This window comes from Paraburkholderia sp. EG287B (assembly GCF_040965595.1).
Taxonomy (GTDB): Bacteria; Pseudomonadota; Gammaproteobacteria; order Burkholderiales; family Burkholderiaceae; genus Paraburkholderia.
Genome location: NZ_JBFRCG010000003.1, coordinates 435,799 through 462,165 on the forward strand (window position 1 = coordinate 435,799; position 26,367 = coordinate 462,165).

Annotated in this window: 27 protein-coding genes; 7 read left to right on the forward strand and 20 right to left on the reverse strand. The window is 62.9% G+C overall.

Going from position 1 to position 26,367, the window contains the following annotated elements:
• Positions 1-37: 37 nt before the first annotated feature.
• Positions 38-970, forward strand: a complete 933-nt coding sequence (locus tag AB4Y40_RS07195; RefSeq protein WP_368687051.1) for a helix-turn-helix domain-containing protein — start codon at positions 38-40, stop codon at positions 968-970.
• Positions 971-996: 26 nt separating this feature from the next.
• Here the strand turns inward: AB4Y40_RS07195 and AB4Y40_RS07200 are convergent, their stop codons facing one another.
• The 5 genes from AB4Y40_RS07200 to AB4Y40_RS07220 form a co-directional block, all read right to left on the reverse strand.
• Complete coding sequence (locus tag AB4Y40_RS07200) at positions 997-3,882, reverse strand: winged helix-turn-helix domain-containing protein (protein WP_368687052.1); 2,886 nt, start codon at positions 3,880-3,882, stop codon at positions 997-999.
• Between the two features lie 48 nt (positions 3,883-3,930).
• Complete coding sequence (locus AB4Y40_RS07205; protein ID WP_368687053.1) at positions 3,931-5,652, reverse strand: FAD-dependent oxidoreductase; 1,722 nt, start codon at positions 5,650-5,652, stop codon at positions 3,931-3,933.
• Between the two features lie 25 nt (positions 5,653-5,677).
• Entirely contained in the window at positions 5,678-6,097 is a 420-nt protein-coding gene (locus tag AB4Y40_RS07210) for a heme-binding protein (protein WP_368687054.1), read from the reverse strand.
• A gap of 135 nt (positions 6,098-6,232) precedes the next feature.
• Complete coding sequence (locus AB4Y40_RS07215) at positions 6,233-7,696, reverse strand: mechanosensitive ion channel domain-containing protein (RefSeq protein WP_368687055.1); 1,464 nt, start codon at positions 7,694-7,696, stop codon at positions 6,233-6,235.
• Between the two features lie 14 nt (positions 7,697-7,710).
• Positions 7,711-8,616, reverse strand: a complete 906-nt coding sequence (locus AB4Y40_RS07220; RefSeq protein ID WP_368687056.1) for a LysR family transcriptional regulator — start codon at positions 8,614-8,616, stop codon at positions 7,711-7,713.
• Between the two features lie 553 nt (positions 8,617-9,169).
• On the opposite strand from AB4Y40_RS07220, the gene AB4Y40_RS07225 reads away from it, so the two are divergent.
• Positions 9,170-10,276: an NADH:flavin oxidoreductase/NADH oxidase gene (locus tag AB4Y40_RS07225; protein ID WP_368687057.1), complete on the forward strand. Its 1,107-nt coding sequence runs from the start codon at positions 9,170-9,172 to the stop codon at positions 10,274-10,276.
• A gap of 28 nt (positions 10,277-10,304) precedes the next feature.
• Here the strand turns inward: AB4Y40_RS07225 and AB4Y40_RS07230 are convergent, their stop codons facing one another.
• Positions 10,305-10,604: a putative quinol monooxygenase gene (locus AB4Y40_RS07230; protein WP_368687058.1), complete on the reverse strand. Its 300-nt coding sequence runs from the start codon at positions 10,602-10,604 to the stop codon at positions 10,305-10,307.
• Positions 10,605-10,648: 44 nt separating this feature from the next.
• Complete coding sequence (locus tag AB4Y40_RS07235) at positions 10,649-11,431, reverse strand: enoyl-CoA hydratase/isomerase family protein (RefSeq protein ID WP_368687059.1); 783 nt, start codon at positions 11,429-11,431, stop codon at positions 10,649-10,651.
• A gap of 334 nt (positions 11,432-11,765) precedes the next feature.
• Here AB4Y40_RS07235 and AB4Y40_RS07240 point away from each other — a divergent pair, with 334 nt between their 5' ends.
• Positions 11,766-12,116: a BON domain-containing protein gene (locus tag AB4Y40_RS07240; protein WP_368687060.1), complete on the forward strand. Its 351-nt coding sequence runs from the start codon at positions 11,766-11,768 to the stop codon at positions 12,114-12,116.
• Between the two features lie 51 nt (positions 12,117-12,167).
• Here the strand turns inward: AB4Y40_RS07240 and AB4Y40_RS07245 are convergent, their stop codons facing one another.
• From AB4Y40_RS07245 to AB4Y40_RS07260, 4 genes are all read right to left on the reverse strand, one after another.
• Complete coding sequence (locus tag AB4Y40_RS07245) at positions 12,168-12,848, reverse strand: response regulator transcription factor (RefSeq protein WP_368687061.1); 681 nt, start codon at positions 12,846-12,848, stop codon at positions 12,168-12,170.
• Between the two features lie 155 nt (positions 12,849-13,003).
• Positions 13,004-13,423 carry an SRPBCC family protein gene (locus AB4Y40_RS07250; protein ID WP_368687062.1) on the reverse strand — a complete coding sequence of 140 codons (420 nt, stop codon included), beginning with the start codon at positions 13,421-13,423 and terminating at the stop codon, positions 13,004-13,006.
• Between the two features lie 9 nt (positions 13,424-13,432).
• Entirely contained in the window at positions 13,433-14,449 is a 1,017-nt protein-coding gene (locus AB4Y40_RS07255) for an aldo/keto reductase (RefSeq protein WP_368687063.1), read from the reverse strand.
• Positions 14,450-14,640: 191 nt separating this feature from the next.
• Complete coding sequence (locus AB4Y40_RS07260) at positions 14,641-15,312, reverse strand: response regulator transcription factor (protein ID WP_368687064.1); 672 nt, start codon at positions 15,310-15,312, stop codon at positions 14,641-14,643.
• Between the two features lie 253 nt (positions 15,313-15,565).
• On the opposite strand from AB4Y40_RS07260, the gene AB4Y40_RS07265 reads away from it, so the two are divergent.
• The gene (locus AB4Y40_RS07265) at positions 15,566-15,955 is read left to right on the forward strand and encodes a response regulator transcription factor (RefSeq protein ID WP_368687065.1); all 390 of its coding nucleotides are present in this window, start codon (positions 15,566-15,568) and stop codon (positions 15,953-15,955) included.
• Positions 15,956-15,984: 29 nt separating this feature from the next.
• Here the strand turns inward: AB4Y40_RS07265 and AB4Y40_RS07270 are convergent, their stop codons facing one another.
• Entirely contained in the window at positions 15,985-17,205 is a 1,221-nt protein-coding gene (locus AB4Y40_RS07270; protein ID WP_368687066.1) for an MFS transporter, read from the reverse strand.
• Between the two features lie 260 nt (positions 17,206-17,465).
• On the opposite strand from AB4Y40_RS07270, the gene AB4Y40_RS07275 reads away from it, so the two are divergent.
• Entirely contained in the window at positions 17,466-17,939 is a 474-nt protein-coding gene (locus AB4Y40_RS07275; RefSeq protein WP_368687067.1) for a hypothetical protein, read from the forward strand.
• A 27-nt stretch (positions 17,940-17,966) separates the two neighbouring features.
• Here AB4Y40_RS07275 and AB4Y40_RS07280 read toward each other — a convergent pair whose 3' ends face one another.
• Entirely contained in the window at positions 17,967-18,761 is a 795-nt protein-coding gene (locus tag AB4Y40_RS07280) for an SDR family NAD(P)-dependent oxidoreductase (RefSeq protein WP_368687068.1), read from the reverse strand.
• Positions 18,762-18,974: 213 nt separating this feature from the next.
• Here AB4Y40_RS07280 and AB4Y40_RS07285 point away from each other — a divergent pair, with 213 nt between their 5' ends.
• Both AB4Y40_RS07285 and AB4Y40_RS07290 read left to right on the forward strand, forming a co-directional pair.
• Entirely contained in the window at positions 18,975-19,166 is a 192-nt protein-coding gene (locus AB4Y40_RS07285; RefSeq protein ID WP_368687069.1) for a hypothetical protein, read from the forward strand.
• 130 nt (positions 19,167-19,296) lie between these two features.
• Positions 19,297-19,482, forward strand: a complete 186-nt coding sequence (locus tag AB4Y40_RS07290; protein WP_368687070.1) for a hypothetical protein — start codon at positions 19,297-19,299, stop codon at positions 19,480-19,482.
• Here AB4Y40_RS07290 and AB4Y40_RS07295 read toward each other — a convergent pair.
• From AB4Y40_RS07295 to AB4Y40_RS07325, 7 genes are all read right to left on the reverse strand, one after another.
• Complete coding sequence (locus AB4Y40_RS07295; protein ID WP_368687071.1) at positions 19,467-21,014, reverse strand: winged helix-turn-helix domain-containing protein; 1,548 nt, start codon at positions 21,012-21,014, stop codon at positions 19,467-19,469. The two genes, AB4Y40_RS07290 and AB4Y40_RS07295, sit on opposite strands and share 16 nt — an antisense overlap.
• A 310-nt stretch (positions 21,015-21,324) precedes the next feature.
• Complete coding sequence (locus AB4Y40_RS07300; protein ID WP_368687072.1) at positions 21,325-21,648, reverse strand: Rieske (2Fe-2S) protein; 324 nt, start codon at positions 21,646-21,648, stop codon at positions 21,325-21,327.
• The gene (locus AB4Y40_RS07305; protein WP_368687073.1) at positions 21,648-23,675 is read right to left on the reverse strand and encodes an AraC family transcriptional regulator N-terminal domain-containing protein; all 2,028 of its coding nucleotides are present in this window, start codon (positions 23,673-23,675) and stop codon (positions 21,648-21,650) included. Before AB4Y40_RS07305 ends, AB4Y40_RS07300 begins: the two co-directional genes overlap by 1 nt.
• 45 nt (positions 23,676-23,720) lie before the next feature.
• A complete protein-coding gene (locus AB4Y40_RS07310) occupies positions 23,721-24,008 on the reverse strand; it encodes an MmoB/DmpM family protein (protein WP_368687074.1) in 288 nt (95 codons plus the stop codon).
• Between the two features lie 12 nt (positions 24,009-24,020).
• Positions 24,021-24,311, reverse strand: coding sequence for a toluene-4-monooxygenase system B family protein (locus AB4Y40_RS07315; RefSeq protein ID WP_368687075.1), 291 nt, complete (start codon positions 24,309-24,311; stop codon positions 24,021-24,023).
• A 1-nt stretch (position 24,312) separates the two neighbouring features.
• Positions 24,313-25,818 carry a toluene monooxygenase gene (locus AB4Y40_RS07320; protein WP_368687076.1) on the reverse strand — a complete coding sequence of 502 codons (1,506 nt, stop codon included), beginning with the start codon at positions 25,816-25,818 and terminating at the stop codon, positions 24,313-24,315.
• 45 nt (positions 25,819-25,863) lie between these two features.
• On the reverse strand, positions 25,864-26,346 hold the full coding sequence (locus tag AB4Y40_RS07325) for a nuclear transport factor 2 family protein (protein ID WP_368687077.1): 483 nt from the start codon (positions 26,344-26,346) through the stop codon (positions 25,864-25,866).
• Positions 26,347-26,367 lie beyond the last annotated feature (21 nt).

The window sequence follows — 26,367 nt, forward strand, 5'->3', positions numbered from 1 at the left end:
GCAGACAGGTTCCCGCACGGACACGGAGGAGAGATCCATGAACGCGCCACTTCTCATCGGCCAGTATGCGAGGTCATCGGAAACCATATCGTGTGAACCGGATCGCGGCCTCGATCTTCCCGAAGTGCTGCGCTGGACGAGCGCGACGCCCAAGGCATGGGGCACGCGCATCGACAGCCAGTGCATTCTCGTCGCGCTTTGTCTGAACCAGTCGCTCCTGACGCTGGCGATAGACGGCGAGTCATTTCATGACGGCGTCGTCGATCGAGGCGCGGTGCTCGTGATCCCCGCCGGGTCCCAGATCGATGCGCGTTTCGCGACGCCGAGCGACTTCCTGCATCTTCATGTCCCGCCATACTGGCTCACCGAGTGGCTCGACAACGACGAGGTGCCGGATATCGATTCCCTTTTGTCCGAGCCGCAGCATCTTCGCGATCCGGTGGTCTTCAAGCTGACCGGCACGCTGTTGCGCGCGATTCACGGCAAATCTTCCACGAGCACGTTTTACGCGGACGGCATCATGTTGTCCATTCTCGCGCGCCTGCTCGAAATCATGGTCCTGCGCGCCACCATCAAACCCGCTCGTGCGCCCTCTGTCTCGCCGCTCGAAGCGTGGCGCGTGAAGATGGCAATCGATTTCATCGACCAGCGTATCGACCAGAGCATGACGTCGGCCGAACTGGGTGCGGCGGTCGGTCTGTCGCCCATGCACTTTGCGGCGCGCTTTCGCGCCGCAACGGGCACCTCGCCGCATACGTTCATCCTTCGCAGACGCATCGAACACGCCCAAACGCTGCTCGCCACCACGAAGTCGACGGTCGCCGATATTGCTTTTAGCGTGGGATTCCGTACGCAGGCGCACTTCACCACCGTGTTTCGACGCCACGTCGACGATACGCCGCATCGCTGGCGCGGCAAGCACGGGGCGACGGTGCGCCTGGGAGCGCGTGAACTTGCCAACGTGGCATGACGCGCCACGCCCGGCACGCTGACACGCTACACGTGGCTTCTGCGCGGACCGTCCAGCTTCGCTTGCGCCGCCTTGAGGTCCGCCGTCTCGAACCCCTCGGTGAATTGCTCATAGACGGAAACCAGCACGGTTTGGGCGTGATGCGTCTTGCCAAGCCTGTGGCCCAGTCGAGCGAGGCTGGTTGCCGCGCGCAGCGCCCAGGACAGTGCGCCTTGCTGACAGGAAAGCTCGATTGCCTGCTGATACAGGCTCTCAGACAGGCCCAGCATATCGAGCGCGTCGGTCTCTTCGAGTATTTCTCCCTTGATGCGCAACAGCTCCGGCATGCACCACAACTCGTCGTGCGCGTTCGCCCAATCCAATGCTTCCTCGACGACCGCGCGCGCTTCCACGTTGCGCCCCAACGCCCGCAGCCCGCGCGCGTAGATTCCCGCGTACATCGCATAGCGCAGACCGATATGCTCGCGCCTGTACTGCTCCAGCCCGGCACGCAGTATCGGCAGACCGGACGGCTCGCCGTACTCGATCAGCACGGCGCCGTGCAGGCAACATGCCATCGCTTCGAATATGACGAGCCCATGCTTTGCGAGGTGGTCCTGCAAACGCTTGAGATGGGCTCGCGCCGCGACCAGATCCCCCACCTGCAGGGCGATCGGCACCGATGCAAGCGCGAGCACATAGCCGAGCGTCAACGGATGGCCGCTGGCCTGCGCGTCGCTTCTTGCTTCGTGTTCCAGCCGCAGCGCCTGATCGGCCAGGCCCTGAAGCCACAACACGTTGGACAGGATGGTTCTGGAGCCGTTGCGCCAGTCGACGTGGATTGGCGAGAGTTGCGGCCGCTGAAGCGGCGCGAGGTGGCGGCTCAGCACGCGCTCGAGATGTTCGCGCGTTTCCGCCTGCTTGCCCATGTGATGCCAGGTGAACGCGGTGAGCCTGTCGCCATCCGAAAGCGCGACGGCGTTGCCCGATGCCTGCGCCACGAAGCGGAAATTTTCGAGCAGTGCGTCGGCTGCGCGGTTCTTGCCGGCATACACCAGCGCGCAACAGCCGGCAAACAATGCGCGCAACTGATATTCCTTGTCATCGAGCGCTCGCGCAATCGTCAATGCCGTTCTCCACGCGGCGTCGACCTCGGGAATCACGCCGCACGTGTACATGGCCGCTGCAGCCAGCGCCGTATGAAGCTTCATGCGATAGCGCTCGAATGCGGGCGAGCCGCCGTCGATGCCCGACAACGCCTGCTGCACGCGCTTGCGGCATTCCTCGAGCGACGACAGGCGCAGCCACGCCGGGATGGCCGCTACCGTGAGCGCCGCGCCAAGCCCGGCCTCCGCACGTGCCGCAAACGCCCAGTCGAGCGCCGCGCGCACGTCGTCGATCGCGCGCAAATGCTCCTCCACCCAGCCGCGTTCCGGCTGCGTGCTCCATTGATCCTCTGCGCGTGCGTACATGTCGAGAAAATGTCCGGCGTGACGGCGCGCGACGGTGTCCAGTTCGCCCGCGTCGGCAAGCTTGCCGCGCGCATAGTCGCGCGTCGAGTCGAGCAGCCGGTAGTGCACGGTTTCGCCGCGTACGTCCGCGGTAACCATCGACTTCGCCACGAGGCTCGCCATCGCGTCGATCGCGTCGCGGCCGGAAATGCCGTCTCCGGCCGCCACCGCTTCGGCCGAGCGCAGCATGAAGCTGCCCGCGAATATCCCCACGCGCCGCAAGACGACGCGCTCGACCGCGGGCAGCAATTGATGACTCCAGTCCAGCATCGCGGCCAGCGTCCGGTGCCGCTCGGGGGCCGTGCGCCGCCCCTGCCCGAGCGCGAAAAAGCGGTCGTCGAGCAGGCCCAGCAATTCGCGCACGCCGAATGCATCGAGACGCGTGGCCGCGAGTTCGATCGCGAGCGCGATGCCGTCGAGCCGCCGGCAAATTTCGCCGACCACGGGGGCGTCGTCATCGTGGAGTTCGAAGTCGCCGCGCCTCGCGCTCGCACGCTCCATGAACAGTTGCACCGCCGGATAGCGCAGCGCAACGTCTGCGGTCAGCCCCTCGGTGGCAGGCGGGCTGGCTAGCGGCTCGAGGCGGTACACGTGCTCGCCGGCCGCCGCCAGTGGCTCGCGGCTGGTGGCGAGCACCAGCACCCGCGGCGAGGCGCAAACGAGACGCTCGACGATGGCGCAGGCGGCTTCGATGACGTGCTCGCAACTGTCGAGCACGACGAGCTGTGGGCGCTCGCGCAGCGCGAAATAGCTCGCCAGCGCCGAGGCGACGTCGTTCGAATGCACGGCCAGTCCCAACGCCGCCGCGACGACATTGGGCACGAGATGCGCGTCGGCAATCGTGGAGAGGTCGACGAACCAGACCTCGTGCTCGCCCGCTTCGGCCATTTGCCGCGCGAGCGCCAGCGCCACCGTCGTCTTGCCGATTCCGCCCGGACCCGCAACGGTCACGAGCCGCGCGTCGAGCAAGGGCTTAAGCAGCGCCTGAATGTCGGACGCGCGCCCGAGGGTGCGCACCAGCGCCTGCGGGACAGGGTTGCCGAGGCGAGGCTCTGCGCCGTCAGGCGGCTCATCCGGCGCGGGCCATACCCGTTTCACCGGCGCGACGAAGCGATAGCCGCGGCCCACCACCGTCGTTAGATAACGCTGATCGTGCGGGCCTTCGCCTAGCGCCTTTCGCAACGCGGCGATTTGCACCTTGAGGTTGCTTTCCTCGACCACGGTGTTCGGCCAGGCCTGCGCCATCAATTCCTGCTTCGTGACCAGTTCGCCGCCACGCTCCACGAGCGCAACGAGAATCTCCAGCGCGCGGTTTCCCACCCGCACCGCACTGCCGCCATTGAACAGCGTCCGCTGCGCGGGTATGAGCTCGAAAGCGCCGAACAGAAAGGCTTCGCCCGCGGCATCCGGATGATTGGCCACCACGCTTCACCTGATATCTGGCTGACACCAGCCAATATACCAGCATGGTCACACGACCCGCCGGATCGCCTCCTGCGCGCGCGCTTGCCGCTCGGGCAAAACGCCGTGGATTTGCGGCACCACGCCCGCGCCCTCGCCGACCGCGGCCGACACGCGCTTGGTCGACCCCGAGCGCACGTCGCCGATCGCAAACACGCCGCTTACGCTCGTTTCTAGGGTGTGGCCGCCTTCGTCGCGCGCGCCATGCGCCTCGGCTCCCGTCAGCACGAAGCCTTTGGCGTCGGTCCTGATGCTGCACGCGTCGAGCCATTGGGTGTTCGGCTGTGCGCCGGTGAAGAGAAAGAGATGCCGTACGCTGAATGAAAGTTCACCTTGCGCGCCTTCGCACCTGACACCGGCGAGCCCACCATCGTCCTCGGCGAGGGAGGTCACTTGCGTGTCGGTATGGAGCGTCACGTTGGGTAGCCGGGCGATCCGGTCGATCAGGTACTGCGACATATGCTCCGCAAGACTGTGATCGCGCACGATGAGGTGCACATGCCGGGCATGAGACGCCAGATACACCACACCTTGTCCGGAGGAATTACCGCCGCCCACGACCACGACTTCCAGCCCCTGACACAGTTTCGCTTCGACCGGCGACGATCCGAAGAACACGCCCCGCCCCGTCAAGCGCTCGAGGCCTTCTATGTCCGGTTTCGCGTAGACGGCGCCACAGGCAATCACGATGGTATGCGAAGCAATGCGCTTGCCGCCGTCGAGTTCCACCGCGAGCGGGACGCCATCGCAACAAAGCGAAGTGACGCGCGTCGGAATCGAAATATGGACGCCGAACTTCTGTGCCTGCATGAAGGCCCGGCCGGTCAACGCTTCGCCGGAAATGCCGGCCGGAAAGCCCAGATAGTTCTCGATCCGGGCACTCGTGCCGGCCTGACCTCCGGGGCCCCAGCTATCGAACATCGCCACCGACAAACCCTCGGAAGCCGCGTACACGGCTGTCGCGAGCCCGGCGGGCCCGGCACCGACGATGAGCACGTCGTAGACATGCCCGGGGTCGAAATCGGGCAGCCAGCCTAGACGCGTCGCAAGCTCACCCTCATCCGGTGCGCGCAGCACCGTGCCGTCCGGACAGACGACGACCGGGAAATCGGCCTCGGTTGCCGAGATGCGTTGAAGCAGCGACACGGTTTCGGGATCTTCGCGCGCGTCGATCAGCGAATACGGATACGAGTTTCGTCTGAGCAGATCCTGCAGCGCAATCAGGCGGGCGTCGGTCGGTTCGCCGATCAACACGGGGCCGCTGCCGCGCTCGATCAAGCCGACGCGCCGCAGAATCAGCGCGCGCATGATCTTCTCGCCCAGTTCGGCCTCCATGACCAGCAGCCGGCGCAGATCCTCCGACTGAATCACGATGGCGGTCGTGTCTTCGACGACGACGCCGTCGCCAAGGCATGGATGGTCGAACAGCTGGGCGATCTCTCCCATGAACTGACGCGCACGATACTCGAAGGTGCGATGGACGCGGCCCAGCGCGTCGCGCCGGATCACGCGCACATGCCCTTCGAGCATGACGACGAGGCCCGGTGCAGGGTGTCCCATCGAGAACATCAGCTCGCCGGCCCGCCACTGCATCACCGTGCCGAACGCGCGCGCCCTTTCTATTTCGCGCTCCAGCAGCAGCGGAAACATCTGCTCCTGCGGGCTCGACAGCACCGAGATCGGCGCATCGGCATCCGTCGGGCGAGTCGATTCCGGTTGGTCGTTTTCCATCGATGCCTCATTTCGCCATGCGCGTTCAGAAGTCGAGCGCGGCGAGCGCCGCCTCGGCAACCTCGATGTCCTGCTCGACGGTTCCCGCACTCGTGCCCACCGCGCCAATGACATTGCCTTTGAAAACGATTGGAATGCCACCGCCGAAGATCACCACCTTGCCGGCGTTGGATTCCTGTATGCCGTAGAGCGGCTTGCCCGACTGTGCGAGCGTCGCCAGATCGGCGGTCGCCGTGTCGAAGATCCGGGCGGTCGCCGCCTTGTCGATCGCAAGATCGATGCTGCCGATCAGCGCGCCGTCCTGGCGAAGAAACGCGATCAGATGTCCGCCCGCGTCGACCACCGCGATGTTGTACGCGATGCCAAGGCTCGTGGCTCGCGCCTCCGCGGCGCCAACCATCTTCTTCGCATCGTCCAGCGTGAGGCTATCGTAGGATCGTGGCATGTCGCCCCTCGATTATCCGTACCGTCTCGTGTGACGCACTGCTAACGATAATCAAACAGGCTGAAACGCGTCGAATGCCATGCGAGTTCGCAAAAGACCTTGCTACGGGAATACGCCGATGCCGCGTTGCGGGACTCAAAACGTCAGGTCGTGCAACTCGCGGACTCTGTCGATCAGCCATTGAAAGAACGACTCTTCCGATTGGGCGGCAGGCTTGGACGTACCCATCCTGTCGAGCGTCTGTTGACGACGCGAAAGCAGTCCGCACATCGACTGGACGATGTGCGGGTAGTTCTTGAAGAGGGGCGTCAGCGCATCTTTTTTCGCGCGATAGATCACGCCATTCGTGAGGGCCGTGACCGTCATGCGTGCCGCCAGTCCTGCAAGCAAGCCATCTTCGCCGCACGTCTCGCCCGGCCCGAACCGTGCGACCTCGATCTGTTCCTCGCCCTTGCTGGCAACCGCTGAGAGCACGCCGGAATCGACGATCATGAGCGCGTCGGACACGCTGCCCGACGTGATCAGCACCTCGCCCGCTTCGTAGGCGTGGCAGGACAGCGCTTGTGCGAGCCGCGCGAGTTCTTCGAGCGGCAACGCGGCAAATAGCTGGACGCGGCGCAGCACGTCAATGCGTCCATCGCCTGCGCCCGCCGTCGGGTCGCGCGGGCGGGAAGCGCCGGGGGCTCTGAGATCGACCCCGGCCGCAGCGAGGTGGCGATAGCAAAGATCGTAAAGCTCGTTGGACACCGCGGCTTTCTTGCCCATGTCGTCGACAAAGGCGGTCACTTCGTACGAGAGCGACTGGACGCTGGCCCCCTTCACGAGCACCGACGGCGCCGGCTCGGCGAGCACCGCGCGCACGCCCTCGAGCGCGAGACGGAGCGCATCGAGTACGACACCGGGCCGCGCCTCGGGCGTGATTTCGAGCGTGATGGTCAGGCCGTGCAGCGCCGCGGGGCGGCTGCTGTTGGTGATCTTCGCCTTCGCGGCCACGGCGTTCGGCACGATGATGACGTCGCCTTGCCCGGTCAGTAAATGCGTTGCGCGCCAGTTCATCTCCAGCACCTTGCCTTCCACGCCGTCGATGGAAACCCAGTTGCCGACTTCATATGGCTCGGTGGTATTGATCACGATGCCCGCAAAGACGTCGCTGAGCGTACTCTGGATCGCGAGGCCCAGAACGATCGCGAGCGCGCCAGACGTGGCAACGAGACCACGCACCGGCAGTTCGAGAACGAAGGCCAGCGAGGCGACCACGGCGGCAAGAAACGCGACCGCGCCGAATACGTCTTCGAAGAGCCGTTGACGGCGCCACGTCTCCGGCAGGAACAGCGTGTCGAGCACGACGCTCAGGAGGCGCGCGCCGGTCAGCCACCAGATGATCTCGAGCACCGCGCCCGCCACATGCAGCGCGCGCGAGCCTTCGAACGGCGGCTGGAAAAAAGGACTCAGCCCCGAACTGAACAGCAGCGCACTCAGCGCCCCATAGATGCACAGCCGCGTGAGGAGTCTCGCCACTTCGTTGCGCGGCACGGCGCTGCGCCACAGCGCGACGTCGATGGCCACCAGCGCAAAGCCGAAGATCAGCGGATTGTCCACACGAGCTCCCAGGGTCAGTCGAGCGCAATGAGCGTGTTTTTCAGGCGCGACTGAATGAAGTCGAGAAAGCACTGAATGCGGATGGAGAGCGTCAGGTTGCGGTAGAACACCGCGTGCACCGGTTGCAGCTCGTTGTTTAGGGCCTCGAACGTCAGTTTCACGAGGCGGCCGGCGGCGATGTCCTGCGCGGTCATGAAGTTGGCAAGACAGGCGATACCCTGCCCCGCCAGCGCCAGTTGACGGATCGTCTCGCCGCTCGAGGCGCTCAAGGCAGGACGCACCTGGAGACACTTTCCGTCGGCGCTGCGCATGGGCCAGACGTTGCGGCACTCGCGCTCCGTGAAGCCGATCAGCAAGTGGCCAGCCAGGCCCTGAACAGTCGCGGGTTCGCCATGGCGAACGAGGTATTCGGGGCTGGCCACCACCTGCATTTGCACCGCGCCCAACGGCCGCGCGCGCAGCGTCGAATCGCTCAATGCGCCGACGCGAATCGCGATATCGGTGCTCTCGGCCAACAGGTCGATATTGAATTCGCTCGTGTTGAGCTGGAGTTCGATGTCGGGATAAATGCGGCGGAATTCCCCGATGTGCGGCACGATCGCATGCAGCATGAAAGCGGACGCCGCATTGATGCGCAACCTTCCCACCGGCGCTTGCAGGCGCCATGTGAGACGCTCTTCGAGATCTTCCATGCGGTGCAGAATTTCCCGCGCATGGCCGAGGTAGAACGCGCCTTCCTCGGTGAGATGCATGCGGCGCGTCGTGCGGTTGAGCAGGGTCGCGCCGACCTTCTCTTCGAGCTTCGACAGCGTACGGCTGACCGCCGAGGGGGCAAGCCCAAGGATTTGCGACGCCGCTGTAATCGAACCCGATTCGACAACGCTGACGAAGATGGCGAGATCCTCAGAGGTGGCTTTCATTGGAATGACATGCAGGCTGCGCCATGACCTGTCCAATCTTTTTCATGCGGTGAATACGTCGGCTATTGCAGGCAGACGTCCCGGTAATCGACGGTGCGCCGATAGACATTTCGACCGAGCCACGGGACGAAGGTAAATTCCATATACGCATCGCTGCAAACGATGATCCAGTTGTGTAACGTCACTTGCTCATACTGATACATGTTCACTGACTCCAGAAGACCCGCCGCGTGAGCCCCATGCCGGCGCTCTTCACGACGATTCCAGAGTAGTCGTCCGCTGCACGCAAGTCCACGCTACCATGGCATACGTCAATCGCCGCCCTCCGTGCAGGCACTATACGTTCGTATGGGAAGCGTCGCCGCGTGCGGCGAACGAATCGACCATCGTCGCGGCCGCCTCGAAAAACCCGCATCGGCGGCACCCTAAACCTTGGTATAAGCCTGATACGGATTGTGCGAGCGCATCGAGCCCATCGTAGGGCTATGCGACGGTCACGCGCCGCATTATCCTGGTCCCTGCCTGATTCACGTCTACGCGTACGGAGGCCATCTTGGCGAACCCTGCCTTGTTCATGCCGCTGAGAGTTGGCAATCTCGAGTTGGCAAACCGCATCATCATCGCGCCGATGTGCCAGTACTCCGCAAAGCACGGATGCATGAACGACTGGCATGTCGTGCATCTGGGCCACCTGGCCATCTCCGGCGCCGCGCTGCTCACCATCGAAGCGACGGCCGTTGTGCCCGAAGGCCGTATCACCTACGCCGATGTGGGGCTCTACGACGACCAGACGGAAGCCGCGATGCGGCGCACGCTGGAGGCAATCCGGCACTGCTCGGACGTCCCCGTCGGCATTCAGCTGAGTCATGCCGGGCGTAAGGCCTCAACGGAGGTGCCGTGGAAAAAGCCCGCTCAATTTCCGCCCGACCACGCGCTCGGCTGGCAAACCGAAGCGCCCTCGCCGGTGGCGTACGCAGAAAACTACGTTCCACCAGTCGAACTCGATCATGAAGGGCTGCGCCGTGTGCGCAACGCCTTTGTCGCCGCGACGCATCGCGCACATCGCATCGGCATCGACCTGATTCAGCTGCATATCGGCCACGGCTACCTTCTGCATCAGTTCCTTTCGCCGCTCTCCAACCGGCGCACCGACGAATACGGCGGCTCGCTCGAAAACCGCATGCGATTTCCGCTCGAAGTCTTCGACGAGGTTCGCGAAGCCTTTCCCCGCAATAAACCGGTCACCGTGCGCGTATCGGGCACCGATTGGGTCGAAGGCGGCTGGGATATCGAGCAGACCATCGCATTTGCCGCGGCGCTCGAAGCGCGCGGGTGTGACGCCATCCACGTGACGAGCGGCGGCCTGCACCCCGACCAGAAGATTCCAGTGGGACCCAACTACCAGGTGCCGCTCGCGCGTGCGGTCAAAGAAACGGTTTCGATGCGGGTGGTCGCGGTTGGATTGATCACGGGCTTCGAGCAGGCCGATGCCATCGTGTCGACGGGAGACGCCGATTTCATCGCGCTGGCCCGCGCGATACTCTACGACCCGCGCTGGCCCTGGCATGCCGCAGCGGACCTCGGTGCCCATGTGCGCGCGCCGAAGCCCTATTTGCGCTCACAGCCTCGCCGCTTCAGAGACCTCTTCGAAAGCGAGTGAGCGCGGACCCTATCCGCGGACCATATCGTTAACTGGCGGCTTCGACGGCGGTCAGCACCTTGACATCGGGTGTCGAAAGCAGCCAGTTCACGACCTTGGCGCGATAGTTCTGATAGTGCGCGCTCGCCCGGTGCGCATCCATTGCGGCAGGACCGTCGTAAGTCTCGAATAAATGGAAGCTCGTTGGCCCTTCCGAAATGCGATAAAGGTCGTAGCGCAGGTTGCCGGGCTCCTTGCGCGACGCGCTCACCATCCTGAGCAATTCTTCCTCGACGTCCTCAACATGCTCCGGCTTGGGGACGATGCTCGCGAAAACGCTGATCTTCATAAGCTGGACCTCGAGAATCACTGGGCAAATGCGGCGACCGGCCATCACTGCTCGCCGAACGCTTCCATTCTTTCCCGGTACTCGCCAGGCTCGTGCAGCCTTCCGTTGAGATGGCCATCGAGCGCGATCCCCATCGAAAGCGACGTGTCGTCGATGGCGTTCAGGAGGCGCTTCGCAGCGCGCTGCGCCGACGGCGAGCACGCGAGCAGTTCGGACACCATCTCGTCGGTGGCGCTCTCCAGATCGCTATCGGGCACGAACTCGGTCGCAATGCCCCAGTCATAAGCCTGCGGTCCGGGAATCTGGCGCGAACGCATCACGATATCCTTGGTACGGCTCGTTCCCACCATTTTCTGGAGCCGCGCCGAGCCGCCCGATCCCGGCAACTCGCCGAGTCTCTGCTCCGACAACGCATACAGTGTCGTTTCCGTTGCAAGACGAAAATCGCAGGCCAGCGACAGCTCGAACCCCACCCCAAAACAGTAGCCGCGATTCGCGGCGATCACGGGCTTGCCGCAGCGCGCTGGCGCAGCTACGCTCCACGCCAGCCGCGCAATGCGCTCCGCGGAGGCTTCGACGAGTCCGCCGAGATCACCGCCCCCCGAAAAATGCTCGCCCGCCGAGCGAAGCACGATCACGCGCACACGGGGGTCTTCGTCCAGCGCCTCGAAAACCACACGCAATTGTTCGCGCTGTTCCAGGTTCACGATATTGAGCGGCGGCCGGTGCAACACGATATCGGCACGAGCATTCGATTCCGTGAATTCCAGGCGAAAGCCATCGAGCTTGCTGAGCAAGATTTGCGCCGGGTGAACGATCTGGATCATGAATCTGCCTCTCGCGTCTGCATGCCGAATAGTTCGAATCGTTTGAATAGTCCGTATCCATCGCGAATGGATGGGCAAGCCGAATGACCAACTGAACGCCGGGTGTTGAGCCCAATATGCCACCCGCGCACCGGGACGGGAAGTTAAAAGTAGTAAAGCGTCGTAGTATCGCGGTCGGCTGGCGCGAGAGCGATCGAAAGTGATACGCCGCTTAAAATACGGTGCGATTGGGAAAGACTTCGGGAAACGAAGCAGATGAAAATGCTTCTGGAGGGCGACGTTCAGACGCCATTCTCACGCGGCGTGACCCCTCTTTCTTCCAAGGAGCACAGCGATGTTCTTACGCAAGCTTTTGCCCATCGTGGCGTTGACGGTCACTTCCGCTCTGGCTATCGCCCCGTCATTGGCTCAAACCGACGCGTCGGCACCCCCATCGACAACGGTCAGCAAGAAGACCATCCGGGCCCAGAATCGCCAACTCGAAAACCAGGTGAGGCGCACGCTCACGAAGACCAGGGATCTCGACGCGGGCGGCATCATCGTCGTCGCGCGCAGCGGCAAGATCACGCTCGACGGCACGGTACCGGACGAGGATCAGATCCAGCTCGCCGGCACGGCTGCCGCTACCGTACCGGGCGTATCGAACGTGACCAACAACGTGCGAATGCGCGAAGCCGGCCACTGATATGCATCGTTCGGTGGCGGGGCGGCGGCAGGATGCGCCGCCCCGGGTCCGTCAATTGGCGCCGAGCAGATCGTGCGACGCCCCGTCGATGATTCCGAGCATCTCCGCCTTGGAGAGGAACTCGCTGAGGGTCTTGGTTCCGAGGCGTCGCATGCCCTCGCCGCGATAGATCTTCACCGTGATCTCCGTGATGCCCAACTCGTCGGCGATCTCGCGATTCGATGCGCCACAGGCGACGCAATGCATGACCTGTCTCTGCCGCGGCGTCAGTTCGAGCCAGCGGCTCTTGACGTCCTGCGCCGCCGCGACATCCTCGATCCTTCGCCGATCGAGATCGACGGCTTCCGCTATCGCTTCGAGCAGATCCTGGTCGCGAACGGGTTTGGTGAGGAAATTGACTGCGCCGGCCTTCATGGCTTTCACCGTCATCACGATGTCGCCATGCCCCGTGATGAAAATGACGGGATGCGCGATGCCACGCTGCGAAAGCGCCTGCTGCACCATCAGTCCGCTCGCACCGCGCAGGCGCACGTCCAGCACGATACACGCGGGACTGCGAATGGTGCCGCTTTCGAACGCATCGATCAACGCCTCGCCGCGTGAGAACGCACTGGCCTTCATTCCCACCGACCTTAGCAGTTGCTCGAGCGACTCCCTGACGTCGTCGTCGTCGTCGACCAGGAAGACCGTTGGCGCCTCACCGCTGCGGGTGACAGCATGCTTATCGCTCACTGAAGTGCCCCAAAGGATTCGACAAAGCTAATATATACCGGCGTTATCGCCACCGCCATGCGAACCCATTAGCGCGATCGAATCAGTGAGGCGCCACACGACTCGAATACGGCGCATCGGTATGAAGATAGTTATTTAAACCGTACGTGCCGGTATCACGTCTGCTTTGCCAATCGCGCCTTGAGCGCGTCGAGTCCGTCTTCATAGATCTGCGCGAAAAGACGCGACGCTTCCTGCTCCGTCACGCCAACCGGCACAAACTTGCCCGACCACTCGACGCGACACGCCGTTGCGCCCTGCTCCACCACGCTCAGTGTCGAAACATAATCGGTCACGGGAAAGGGCGCTTTCAGGATTGCATAGCTGTAGCTGCGCGAAGCCTCGCTGAACGACAGCATGCGCTCGACAATCGGATCGCCGTCGGGATTGGAGAGATGACGCACACGGCCGCCATCGGTCAATTCGCTCTCCGGAATATAAGGCAACCAGTCGGGCAAGGAACCGAACCCGCCTATCAATTGCCAGACCGTTGCGGCCGGCAACGCGACGTCGAGCGCTGCGAAAGCATCCGCCATGATGTCCCCCTACTTGCGGTCGATGGGTAACGGCGCCAGCGGCGAGACCAGGCCCTGCTCCCGCATTTCGCGCCAGAAGTCATCGGGAATCCGCACCTTCAGCGCGGCGACGTCTTCCGCGATACGCTCGGGCCGGCTCGCGCCCGGTATGACTGCGGCCGTGGCGGGATGCGCAAGCACGAACTGCAGGGCCGCTGCCTTGACCGGAATCGCGTAGCGCTGCGCGAGCGCCTGGATGCGCGCGACCTTGGCGAGGATTTCCGGTGAAGCCTTCTGATATTCGAAATGCGCGCCGCCGGCCAGCACGCCCGAGCTATACGGGCCACCCACGACAATATCGACCCCTTTCGCGAGCGCAGCGGGCATCAACCGCTGCAGCGCGACTTCGTGATCCAGCAGCGTATAGCGCCCCGCCACCAGCATGCCATTGGGCTTCGCATCCGCGAGCCCGAGCGTCAGCTCGATCGGTTCGACGCGATTCACACCGAGGCCCCAGCCCTTGATGACGCCCTCGTCGAGCAGCTTCGACAAAGCGCGAAATGCGCCGGTGTGCGCCACTTCGAATTCCTTGAGCCACGCGTCGCCATGAAAGTCCTGCGCGATATCGTGGACCCAGACGAAATCGATGCGATCGACCTGAAGCCGTTTCATGCTGTCTTCGAGCGATTGCATGGTGCCGCGCTCGGAATAGTCGTAGAGAATCTTGTTCGGCAATGCGAACTCGAACAGTCCGCCCTTTTCGCCGAATTCCCGCTTGCCGGTTTCGACTTCATCGAGAATCAGGCGGCCGACCTTGGTGCTGAGAATATAGTCGTCGCGCTTGTGCTTCGACAGCGCCTTGCCGATACGCAACTCGGAAAGCCCCGCGCCGTAAAACGGTGCGGTATCGAAATAGCGCACCCCCTGCTGCCACGCCGACTCGACCGTTTCCAGCGCTTCTTCCTCGGGAATATTGCGGAACATGTTCCCGAGCGGGGCGGCGCCGAATCCCAGCGGACCGTTCAACAAACTGCTTCGAATACTCATGTCTGACTCCCAGTCTGGTATGAGTCTCCCTTGTAGTTGTCCGAACGATACCGCCCAGGCGCTCGCAATACCAGCCATACGAGCGGCTGGGACGCGACATGGAAAGCGCTGCTGTCTAATACTTTCGTTTAACGCCGGAAATTTTTTCTGGCGCGTGCGTGAATCGGCGCCATGGGCCAGACAAACGAGCGCTATGAGCGGCGGCGTGTTGGCGTGCGAGGCACCACGCCCAGCATTTGCGCCTGGCGGACAAGATCGACCACCGAATGAATGCCCATCTTGCGCATGACCTGTCCGCGATGCAATTTCACCGTGATCTCGCTGACATGCATTTCCTCGGCGATCTGCTTGTTCAGCAGACCGGCCAGCACGAACTCCAGCACTTCGTGCTCTTTCGGTGTCAGCGCTTCGAAGCGTTGGCGCAGTTCGGCCAAGGCGGAATCCGAAGTGAGGCGCTCGGCGTCGCGCATGAGCGCTTGCGCCACCGCATCGAGCATGTCCTGCTCGCGAAACGGCTTCGTGAAGAAGTCCACCGCTCCCGCTTTCATCGCCTTGACCGACATCTCGACGTCGGCATAACCGGAGATGAACAGGATGGGAATATGCGGCGCGATTTTCGCTATCGAACGCTGGAACGCGAGCCCGTTTTCTCCCTTCAGCCTCACGTCGAGAATGAGGCAGCTCGGCACGTCGTCGCGCGCGAAATTGACGAACGCGTGCGGCGAATCGAAAAGCTCTACGCGATGTCCAACCGAGCGAAGCAGGCCGCCTAGCGCGAGTCTCATTTCCTCGTCGTCGTCGATCACATAGACAACCGACGGCCCTGGCGTGCCGCTGTTATCCGCTGTAGTCGACCTGGCCATGATAGTCATCCGACTTCCCTCGGGCGTCACGACGCTCGCGTGTCGGGGCAGGCGGTTGCACCGCTCGCCGCACGCTGCATACGTTAGAAAACGATTAAGGACCGACGACTCCACCCCGATTCCATTGTAGCAGCGCGCCAAACCTCCAAAACGGCCAGAAGTCAGCCGATATTATACGAACGTATGGTTATCGAAAGTCGTTTGTCGGACTAGTCTACGAGGCAGATCTTCTGTTTCCCGTTGGGGGCACACCGTGACGCCTGTCGCCCTTGTTTCCATAGTCGAAGACGACGAATCCATGCGCGTGGCAACGGCGAGCGCCATCCGCTCGATGGGTTGGGAAGTCCTGACGTTCGAATCCGCGGCCGCATTTCTGGATTCCGGCGCCATCAGCCAAACCCACTGCCTCATCAGCGACGTCAGTATGCCGGGCATGTCGGGCATCGAAATGCACGCCTGCCTGCTGGCCAACGGCTACGCGCCTCCCACCATCTTCCTCACGGGCTATCCCACCGCACGCGACGAAGCCGCTGTCCTCGCCAACGGCGCGCTGGCCTACCTGCCCAAACCCACGGACTTCGATATCGTCGCAAGGAGCGTCAAATGTGCGCTTGATAAAGCGAGGTCTCCACGCGCGGATTGAAGCGCCGCGCCTTCTTTAGTTCACGTCATTCAACCGAGGCGGCGCGCGCCAAACGCGAACGCGAACACCAGCAGTCCCGCGAGCGTCAATGCAAACCCCGCCCAAACCGCGGACAGGAGGCCCCAGCCGGCGCCGATCGCCAGCGCCCCGGCCCAGGCGCCAAGCGCATTCGCGACGTTCAGCGAGGCGAGATTCATTGCCCCCATCAGCGTCGATGCTTCAGGCGCGAGGCGGGTAAGGCGGACCTGGATGGTCGGAATGGCACCCATCATGGTCGCGCCGACGCCGAACAGCGAAAGCATCAGCACCCACACCGAGTGGCCGAACAGCGCCAGCAGCGCCAGGACGACGAGCGCAGAACCGAAGCCCAATAACAGCCCCAGCGCGTCGTGCTTGTCGGCTATGTGTCCTCCCGCGGCATTGCCCAGCGTCATGCCGATACCGAAGAGCGCCAGCGCAACCGGAATTGCCGACGCGTGCAACCTGGCGACGTCGGTCACGAAGGGGCCAATAAACGTGTAGACCGCGAAAATACTGCCGACGCCCAGCGCGGCGACGCTCATCATGACCCAGACCGACGGCTTGCGCAGCGCGCCAAGCTCCTGCCTCAACGAGCCGCCATTCAACGCGTCGTTCACCGGCAGCCAGGCCCACAACGCGGCAAACGCGAGCAGCGCCAGCACGCCGACGGCGATATACGTGTCCCGCCAGCCCAGTGTCTGCCCGAGGAACGTCGCGAGCGGCGAGCCGAAGATCGTCGCTATCGTCAGCCCGGTCATCACGAATGCAAACGCCTTGCCCGACGCGCCGGGCCCAACGATATACGACGCCACAAAAGCGCCCGCGCCGAAATACGCGCCTTGTGGCAAACCGCTGATGAAGCGGGCAACGGCGAGCATGCCGATATGGGTCGCCGCGGCGGAAAGCAGATTGCCCGCGGCGAACACCGCCATCAAAATCAGCAGGAGCGTGCGACGGTTCAGCCTTGCCGCCGCCAACGTCAATACCGGTGCGCCAATGACGACGCCAAACGCATAGGCCGTGACCGCATGTGTCGCGCGCGGAATACCGATATCGAGGTCCGACGCGAAGAGCTGCAGAATGCCCATGCTCGCGAACTCCGAGGTGCCGATGCAAAAGCTCCCGAGCGCAAGAGCGAACAGCGTGCGGCCACGCTTGTTTGCCTCCGACTCCTTCGTGCAATGGATTTCAACGGCTTCGCACTCCGCCGCGTACGCTTTTTCATGCATGGCAAATCCCACGGCCGATCTCGGCCTCTATCGCCGCGCCGCAGTTCCTCAAAGCTTAGAAACCGTGCCGGTGAAATGACAGTAAATTTCGGTTAAAAAAGGTAGCTCCGCTGCGTATGGCTTCGCGCCTCCATGCCGGGCGCGCGTCGCCCGTTTTTCTGCGCAATTTGCGCGTTCATCGAGAAAGAACACTTGCCACACCGCCTCCATACTGGCTTCGCGTAGTCGATCGTGTTCTACCCGAAGTCGTTGAGGTTGTCATGAAAGCCGAAGACAGTTACTTTGCACACGCGGAATTCCCGCACTCCTTTGCCGATATCGATACGAGTGAAACCACCGTGCCCGATCGCCTTGCGCTGGGAACGATGTCGAAGACATCGATCGTCATGGTCTGGCTGTGGGCGCTCTTCGAAACCCGCTGGGAACTCGCAGGCGAGACCGAGGTTCTTCCGGTCGCGGCGTTACTCGTCGCCAAGCTGATCCTCACCGTCATCGTGATCTGGACACTGCGCCGCGCCCATCTCGCGCTCGCCGTGTTTTCGTTTTGCTGTGCCGTGAGCATCATCGTCATCGCCATGGCGCTGCCGCGCATGTACTCGCTTTCGCCGTGGTTCTTTTGCCTCTCGCTGGTTGAAACCGTCCTCAAGACGGCTGCGCTGGCCTCGCTCGCGTTCGACTATTTCCGTCCGGACAGCACGGTCGAAGAAGCCGAACCGCCCTGGCGGATGAGGTAGGCCCGGCTATGCCTGCTCGCGTGTGCGTCAGGCAATCGTATCGACGATCCCGCCTTCCACTTTCAGTGCAGCGCCCGTCGTGGCCGAAGCCTGCTGCGAGCAGACGTAGACGACCATATTGGCCACTTCTTCGGTCGTCGCGGCGCGCCGGATAATCGACGAACCGCGCGTATTGATGACGAATTCGTTGAGCACCTGGTCCGGCGTCTTGCCTTGTGCTCTCGCGCTCTCGGCGACCATCTCGAGCGCGCCTTCCGAGAGCGTCGGCCCGGGCAACACCGCGTTCACCGTCACGCCGCTATTGGCGGCGAACTTGGCGACGCCGCGCGAAATGCTCAACTGGGCCGTTTTCGTGAATCCGTATGCGAGCATGTCGGGCGGAATCGCCAGTCCCGATTCCGACGAAATGAACACGATTCTGCCCCAGCGCCGGCGCATCATGCCGTCGAGATAGGCGCGCGTCATACGCACGCCCGACATCACGTTGACCTGGAAGTAGCGCTCCCATTCCGCGTCCGCGGTGCTGAGGATATCGCCGGGCCCGAAGAAGCCGAGGTTGTTCACGAGGATGTCCGTTTCGGGCACCTGCTCGATAAACGCAGTGACGCCTTCGAGCGTGCCGAGATCGCACGCCACGCCGCGCACGTTCGCGTCCGGCACGCTGGCTTTGATACGCGCGATGGCGCTCTCCACTGCGTGCTGTTTGCGTCCATTCACGATCGTCAGTGCGCCGCTTGCAGCGAGCCCCGTTGCAATGGCGAGCCCGATACCGGAACTGGACCCGCTGACCACCGCACTCTTGCCGCTCAAATCGATATTCATCTCGACCTCCATGAAAACATTGGCGCGAAACGCGCGTCGACTGCCTACGCAAACCATGTGCTCGATATTAAGACGTGCCAACCGATTTGTCAGAGAGGGGGTATGCGCCGATTCGGGCAAAGCCGCAATTCCCAGCGCTTTCCGGAAAGCCGCGACGGGCAGGCAATGCGAAGATGGCCTTGCCGTGATTCAAGCCACTCGAGGAGTGTGAACATGAAGCTCGTGAAAGCAACCATTCTTTTTGTCCTGCTGGTGCCTGCACTTGCTCAGGCGCAATCCACCATGCCGGCAAACGATTCCCAGAGCGGGTCACCGGGTATGCAACAAATGCAGAACGGGAATACACCAGGCAATAGCGAATGCGTGGGTCCGCACAGCTACTGCAACCTGTTCAGCGGAAGTTAGCGGCTTCGGACTATACGGCGGGTTCAGCGATATGGATCTACGTATTCTCACGATAATCGCCGTCGAACTGGGACTCTCGCCCGCCGTGTCCCTCGCGCAACAGGCGCCAGGGCCATGCACGCGAGCCGAGGTGCTGCAGCATCTCTATGACCTGGAAAGCGAAGGCTTTTGGCCCACCCAGGCGTCCGATCTTCGCTTCCCTCTCAACATCGAGGCGGCCGAGGCGCGGCTCGCCGCCCGGCAAGCGGCGCAGGCGCAAGGCGGCGGCGATCCGCCGGCGCAATCCCCCGCGACCCAGACTCACTGCTTTCGCTGACCGTTCGCGCGCGACTTCCTGCGTGCCTGCATGCCGGTTTTTGCCTCGGCCGGCGCGAACAAGCCGGGAAGCCGTTCGGCGTAGCGCCGCGTGATCTGCTCCAGTTCACCGCCATCGGCAAGTTTTTGCAGCGCATAGGCGCGCGTGGTATTGAGCAAACGATATCGGGTGGTCGAGCCGCTCACGTCGGCTGACAGGAGCGATTTTTCGACGAGCTGGGCCACGCCGCCAATCACATCGCTCGCGGTGATTTCTCCATCTTCTGCGAGCGCGCTCGCCGCTTCGAGCGTAAATGGGCCGGCAAACAAGGAAAGGCGCCGCAGTATCGTACGCTCCACTCTCGGCAACAGCTCGTAGCTCCATTCGAGCGCGGCGGCGAGCGTCCGGTGACGCAACAACGTCGTACGCCGGCTCTGATTCAATAGCCGTCTGTTGTCGTCGAGCAGCAAGGACAATCCGCGCAGACCGAATGCATCGAAGCGCGTCGCGACCAGCTCGATCGCGAGAGGCAGCCCGTCCAGATTCCGGCAGATTTCGCCAACGATCGGCGCATTCTCGTCGTTGAGCGCGAATCCCTGCTGGCCCGCCGCGGCGCGATCGACGAACAGCTGGACAGCCGAGAACGTCAACGCCTCCGACGCCGTGAGCCCAACCGCGTCGGGTGGACTCGGCAACGGCAGCAGCCGGTGCAAATACTCGCCGCTGGCACGAAGCGATTGACGGCTCGTCGCCAAGACCGCGACATTCGGTGCGCCGCGCATCACCTGCTCCACGAACAACGCCGCCTCGTCGATCACATGTTCGCAGGTGTCGAGCACGATCAGCATCTGCCGCTCGCGTAGATGCGCCATGATTGCCGGCTGTTTATCGGTACTGCGAATGATCAGACCGAGCGCACCCGCAACGGTGGCAAAGAACGCGCCCGGTTCCGCGACCGGCCCGAGATCGACGAAGCTCACGCCGTGCGCATAGTTCTCGCGCGCGCCTTGCGCCGCGCACAGCGCCACGGCCGTCTTGCCGATGCCGCCGGGGCCGACCACCGTCACGAGGCGTTGACGCGGCAAGGCATCGCCAAGCCTCTCGATCGCGTCTGCGCGGCCGATCGTGTTGGTCGGTATTGCCGGCAGACGGGAGGCGGCCTGAGCCGCTCCGTTGCGCCGCGCCGACACCTTGTGCTCGACGTACTCGACCGGGGCCACGAAGGTGTAACCGCGTCCGCTGATCGTGGCGAGATACCGGTTTCCGCGCAGGCCGTCTCCAAGCGCCTTGCGAAGCGCTGCGATATGGACCTTGAGATTGCCCTCGTCGACCACGGCGTCAGGCCACGCGCGCGCAATCAGGTCGCTCTTGCTGACCAGCTCGCCCGCATTCTCGACCAACGCCGTGAGAAGTAGCAGCGCGCGGCTGCCGATATGTACGGGCGCGCCATCTTCGAGCAGCAGTTGCTGCCCAGGAATCAAGCGGAACGGTCCGAACGAGAAGGACCCCGCGGCGCCCGGCGAACGGGTCGAAGCGGTCGGGCGCGGTTTCATGGCAGCAAACCGCCAGGGAATGACCGGCAACGCATGGCGCCCTCCTGAGTCGCAAAAAAACACGCGCCGGCAAAGCGGATCAACGTCTCGCCGCCTGCCCGGCTTGCCTTCATTGAAGGCAAGCGTCTCCGGCGCGTACAGCGCGCCGCCTGCCATTTGCAGGAATTGACGCGAATCTCGCAGGATTCGACGCCTCGGCGGCTGAATGCCGGTGAAGGCGTATCAGGACAACGCTGGGTTCAGGAGGAACGGCTGACACGTGGGGCGCGCATGCATGCCGCGCCGCGTCAGGGCAATTGAACTGAAGAATTTACGACTGGCCCGATGCAACCAGGATGCGGCCGCCCACGATCCGCACCCGATGCGGGTTCAATTGCTGGCCGGTGGGGTTGATCCCGCGGCCGCTAAGTGCGCAAAACTCCCACCGGTGATTCGGGCACACAATGACGCCATTGGCGAATTCACCGTCGCTGAGCCGGCCGCCCCTGTGGGGGCAACGGTTCTCATACGCGTGCACCGCACCGTCGATATTGATCATCAGCAGCGGACCGAGCGCGGACTCCACGGCGACCATCTCGCCGATCCAGAGGTCGTCGGCGTCCATCACGTCGATCCAGGAGGGGTCCTGCTCCATTACGTCCCCGGTTGGGTCGTCTCCATCACATTGAGCGTCGGCTTGCCGCGAAACTGGTTCGCGTACTGGCTCGGCGCCTCGCCAAAATAGCTGGTAAATGCCTTCACGAAATGCGACGGACTCGCATAGCCGGTGCGGGCGGCGGCTTCGCTCACGCCCCAGCCCTCGCGAATCATCAACACGCGTGCGCGCTCGAGCCTCAACTGCTTGAGAAAGTGATACGGCGAGACACCGATGATCTCCTTGAACGAATGGGCGAGCGTCGACGTGCTCGCCCCCACCGCACGGGCGATGTCGTCGATGGTGATCGATTTGTTGAACTCAGTCTGCATGTAGCGAATCGCAGCGAACACCTTGCGCGACGTTTTTCCGTACAGTGCCGCGGTCACGAGGCGCGGCGCCTGGTCCTGACGCAGCAGCCGGAACACGATCTCGCGCAGAAACAGCGGTCCGAGCAGGCGGCGTTCGCTATCGTCGTCGAGCGTCTTCAGAAAGCGGATGACCGCGTCGCGCAGGTCGCCATCGAATTTCGAGACGTAGGCTTCTTCTTCCTCAACATCCGCACCTGCCTGCGCTTCCAGCCCAGGCAGGCTTTCGATCAGCACTTCGGCGACTGCCGCCGCCGGGATCTGCAAGATCATCGACAGAAACGGTTGCGCGGGCGAGCCTTCGAGAATCTCGGCCTGCAAGCGTGTCGCCCGATTGATCAGAAAATAGTTTGCGGGGTCGAAAAAGTATCTGCGTCCGTTGATCGTCACGCGTTTGCGTCCCTGCGCGACGATGCAGAATGCCAGCGAGGCCGTCTGGTCCCAGTGTGGCGCCACCGGACTTTCGAAGCGGTAGAAAGTGAGCCCGGTCCAGCGGCACGGATTGGCGCCGGGCGCCACGGCGTATTTTTCGAACAGTGCGATCAGCGGGTCGCTGAGCAGGGGCGCCATGTATTGCGGCGCGGCCGATGGTTTCGCGGAGGTGTTCGCGGCAACGACGGTTTTCTCCATGTCTTCGGTAATGCCGGCCGCCTCGAGCGACGCCGCAATGGCATTGCGGGCCGCCTCGAGCGTCTTCAACTCTTCCTGCCCCGGCGACGATACGCTGGTGAGCAAGGTCGCGAGGCCGCCGGCGGCATCCTCGGCGCGGCCGCGCCATTTTTTGACCCAACGCGCGAAACTGCCGACGTTATCGGGGTTGCGCGCAATGGCGAAACGCGCAAGCGCGCAACTCCAGCGCGCGGCGCGAGCCGAGTCCCTCGCCAGGTTCGTGAGAAGCAGCCAGGTCAGGTCGTCGCGATTCTTGCGCGCAACGATTGCGAGTTGCGCCAGCAGAACTTCGTCGAGCGCCGGGCGCAACACGAGATTCACCGCGGTCAGGCACTCGGCCCAATCGTAGGTGATCAGCGCGGTTTCCAGAGCCTTCCTCGCGGGCTGCCAACCCAGGTCTGCCTCCCAGATGCGTCGCGCGTCGACCAGCACATGCACGTCGGGACGGGCCAGTTGCAGCTGGCGCGTGCGGTACGCAATGAGGGAGCCGCGCCGCAACAGGTCGCCGGCCGCGAACGCAGCGCAATTCGTGATGTACGACGAAGGCGCGATCGTGCCCAGGTAGGCTTGCGTCATCTGCAGTCCGTGAACCGGGTAACGGGTGGGGATGAGCACATGTGCCAGCGTGTCCAGCCAGCGCGCCGAGACGTCGCTGTCATGCGCCGTGCGCTCGTATTGGTCGAGCACACCTTTCATGACGCTTTCCTGTTCGTCCTGGGTCGTTACGTACTTGCGATACGTCATTTCGTCCGGGTCGCGAAATTCGTTCCACTCCGGAACCTGCACCGGCGACTTGTCCCGGTACGTCAAGTACCACATGTTGGCCGGCGTCGTCGGGTTCAACTCGAAGGCTGCCGTACGGCGCTTGCGCAGCGTGTAATTCACTTCGTGCGTGACGATTTCGTATTCGCTCGGCACGCGGCGAATCTCGCCGAACACGCTCCATGTGCGCAACGGTTTCGCTTTCGCATTCGAGGCGGAGTCGTCCATTATCAGCGTCCTTATGTTCTGCGCCCATGCGTTACGCCTTCGACATCAGACCGTGTACTGCCATGTCACCTCGTCCGACGTCGTCTCGATGCGCCCGGCAAACGAAGCGAGCATCTGCTCCAGTTCGCGCATCTGGTACGGCCTTCCGACCTGCCGCTCGATCGTATCCCGGCTCACGCGAAGAAACCCTTCCGCCTGCACCCTGATGTACGCGCCGCGATCGACCAGTTCGACTTCCCGATCGGGGTTGTCCTCCACGATGGCGCGCACCACGGCGTCGACGTCGTCGACCATGCGCAGCACGGGTCCTACGAGGTTCGCTGAGTGCGTCATGTTCCGCTCCACTCACTCCGCGTAGCGCACCGTCAGGCATTGCAGCGCATCGATACCGGCGCCCGCGACCGTCTCGCTCATCGGCAACGCGACGCCGTTGAAATAGACGACCATCGGCGCGTCCCTGCGCGGCACCCGGATACCGACCGAGTGTGCGGCGACCTTCTCGGCGACCTCCGCGATCGTGTCCGTATCACGCACGAAAACGAGCTGGGTAACGATGTCGCCAATGAACAGCGCGTTGATCGCCAGGGTAGCAGGCTCCGCATTGCTGGTTGCGCCGCTTGTGCGGGTTGTATCCATATCAGGCCTGCTGCGCGGTTTTATCGTCACGATACGAGTACGCCCACGCATAATTCTTTGCATCCTTCCCCATCACCTCGGGCGTGAGCCCCATGTAATCGAGAACGCCTGTGAGCGTTTGCGGCTGCACCTCTCCACCCAGAAGCCGCTCGACCACCGTCTTCTGGTGAATGGTGTCCTTGTCTTCCCACCAGATCTGCCGGCACGGTTTCGAGCAGAAATGGTAGGTGTAGCCATTGTGTTCGAGCGGATAGCTGCGCACCGGATACCGGTCGTTATTGGGCGCGCCCGCCGTCCCGATAGGCAGATGGCAGCAGTTGCACAGCCAGGGTAGCGTTTTCGGCAGCGTTTTTTCTTCCTGCCCGCTATTGATGTTTGCAATGATCGTGTCCCAGCCCGGGCCGAATTCCTTTTCCCAGCGCGGGTACTTTTCGCGCAGCCATGCCCGTTCGTCTTCGCTCACCCCACCCTGCGGCTTCCACCAGACTGTGGGACGCCAGAACCAGATTCCCATCTGCAGCGAGTGGTGCCACACGTCGAGCCCATCGATGAATTCCTGCCAGAACCAGGGCCGCTTCAAACCGTATTCCTGCAAGGTGCGCTGATACTGATTGACGACCCACTCTTCCATGAACTCTTTGTACGACAGTTTCCGGTGCTCGAGCGGCGTGTAGTAATCCATACAGATCCCGCTGATCACCGCGAAAAGCCGCGCGCTGATCCAGAACGTCTTGTCGATCAGCCACTGCGCCCGTTTCGGATCGTGCCGCATCAGGATTTCGATCGTCGGATGCCCCTGCTGCGCGTGGCGCGCCTCGTCCGTCTGCACGGACGAAATCATGTTTGCAAAATTGATGTCGGCGGAACTGAGCGCATCGACCGCCAAGCCGATGAACTGAACGTTGGTGAATGCCGTTTCGAACGTAAACGGCAATTGAATGGCAATATCGACCGCGCTCGGATTCACCATCATGCCGTCGAACGCCGCCCGCCCGGCTACGGCCACCCATTCGTCGGTGTGATAGGCCTTGAGCGCCCAGTCGTATTGCTGGTCCCGGCTGATGAATTCGTGGGCGAACAGCAAGTCGAGCTGGGCGTGGCGAATTTCATCGAGCGCACCGAACATCGCCATCTGCCGCCACGCCGGCGCCAGACCGAAACGCGCCATGCGCAATTCCGCGAGCACTGCCAGGTATTCGATCAGCGAGACGGCACCGTAGTGAATCTTCGAAACCGACTTCCAGCCCTCGTCGAGCCGCTCGAAGATCGACGAGCGCCGCAATGCCGACTTGACGGCATAAGCCGAAGCTTCCTTCTCACGCTGCGTCGCAACGTATTCCGGATAGGTGATCTTGTACGGTTCGTCCCACTGCTTCCATGCGTCGATGGGCACCTTTCCCGTGCCGGACAACCATTCGGGAAAAACCGCATCCTGGTCGACGTACGAGAGCGTCCATTCGACGTCGCGATACACGTCGTACCAGTCTTCACGCCTGAGTGAAGTCATCGATATCTCCTGCGTGCGTTCCCGCAAACCTGTTTGCCGCGGGCATCAGTCACATTCGAGGCGTCCGAGTTGCCGATACCAGTCTGCGGTGTCCCAATAGGCGACGATGTCGTCGATCAGCCCTTCGCGATTGACATGAAAGAGAAAGAGATGCGCCAGATCGTAATGCTCGCCGCTGTTCGCGAGCGTGCCGAATGCCTTGGCCTGGGTGCCGGAGATCGTCACCTCGACCGCCACGTTGCCCTCATCGTCGTTGCCGATCCACTGCACGTCGTTGGTCAGGTCGGGAAACGCATCGATCAACGACGACCACCAGGTTTTCCCGATGCCGCGCACCTTGCCGTCGCCGCGAACCACACGCTGCTTGCGCATGACCTCGGCCGGAACATAGCGAAAGTTCGCGTTGTCCACGCAAGCATCGACCATGCCCTCGACGTCCTGGCGTCGATAGGCGTCGAAAAAACGGAGCACTGCGCGACTGGCGCGTTGCCCGGTGGTGATCGCACGACCTTGCGGGACTTCAGGCATCGACTTCTCCTTGTCCGATTC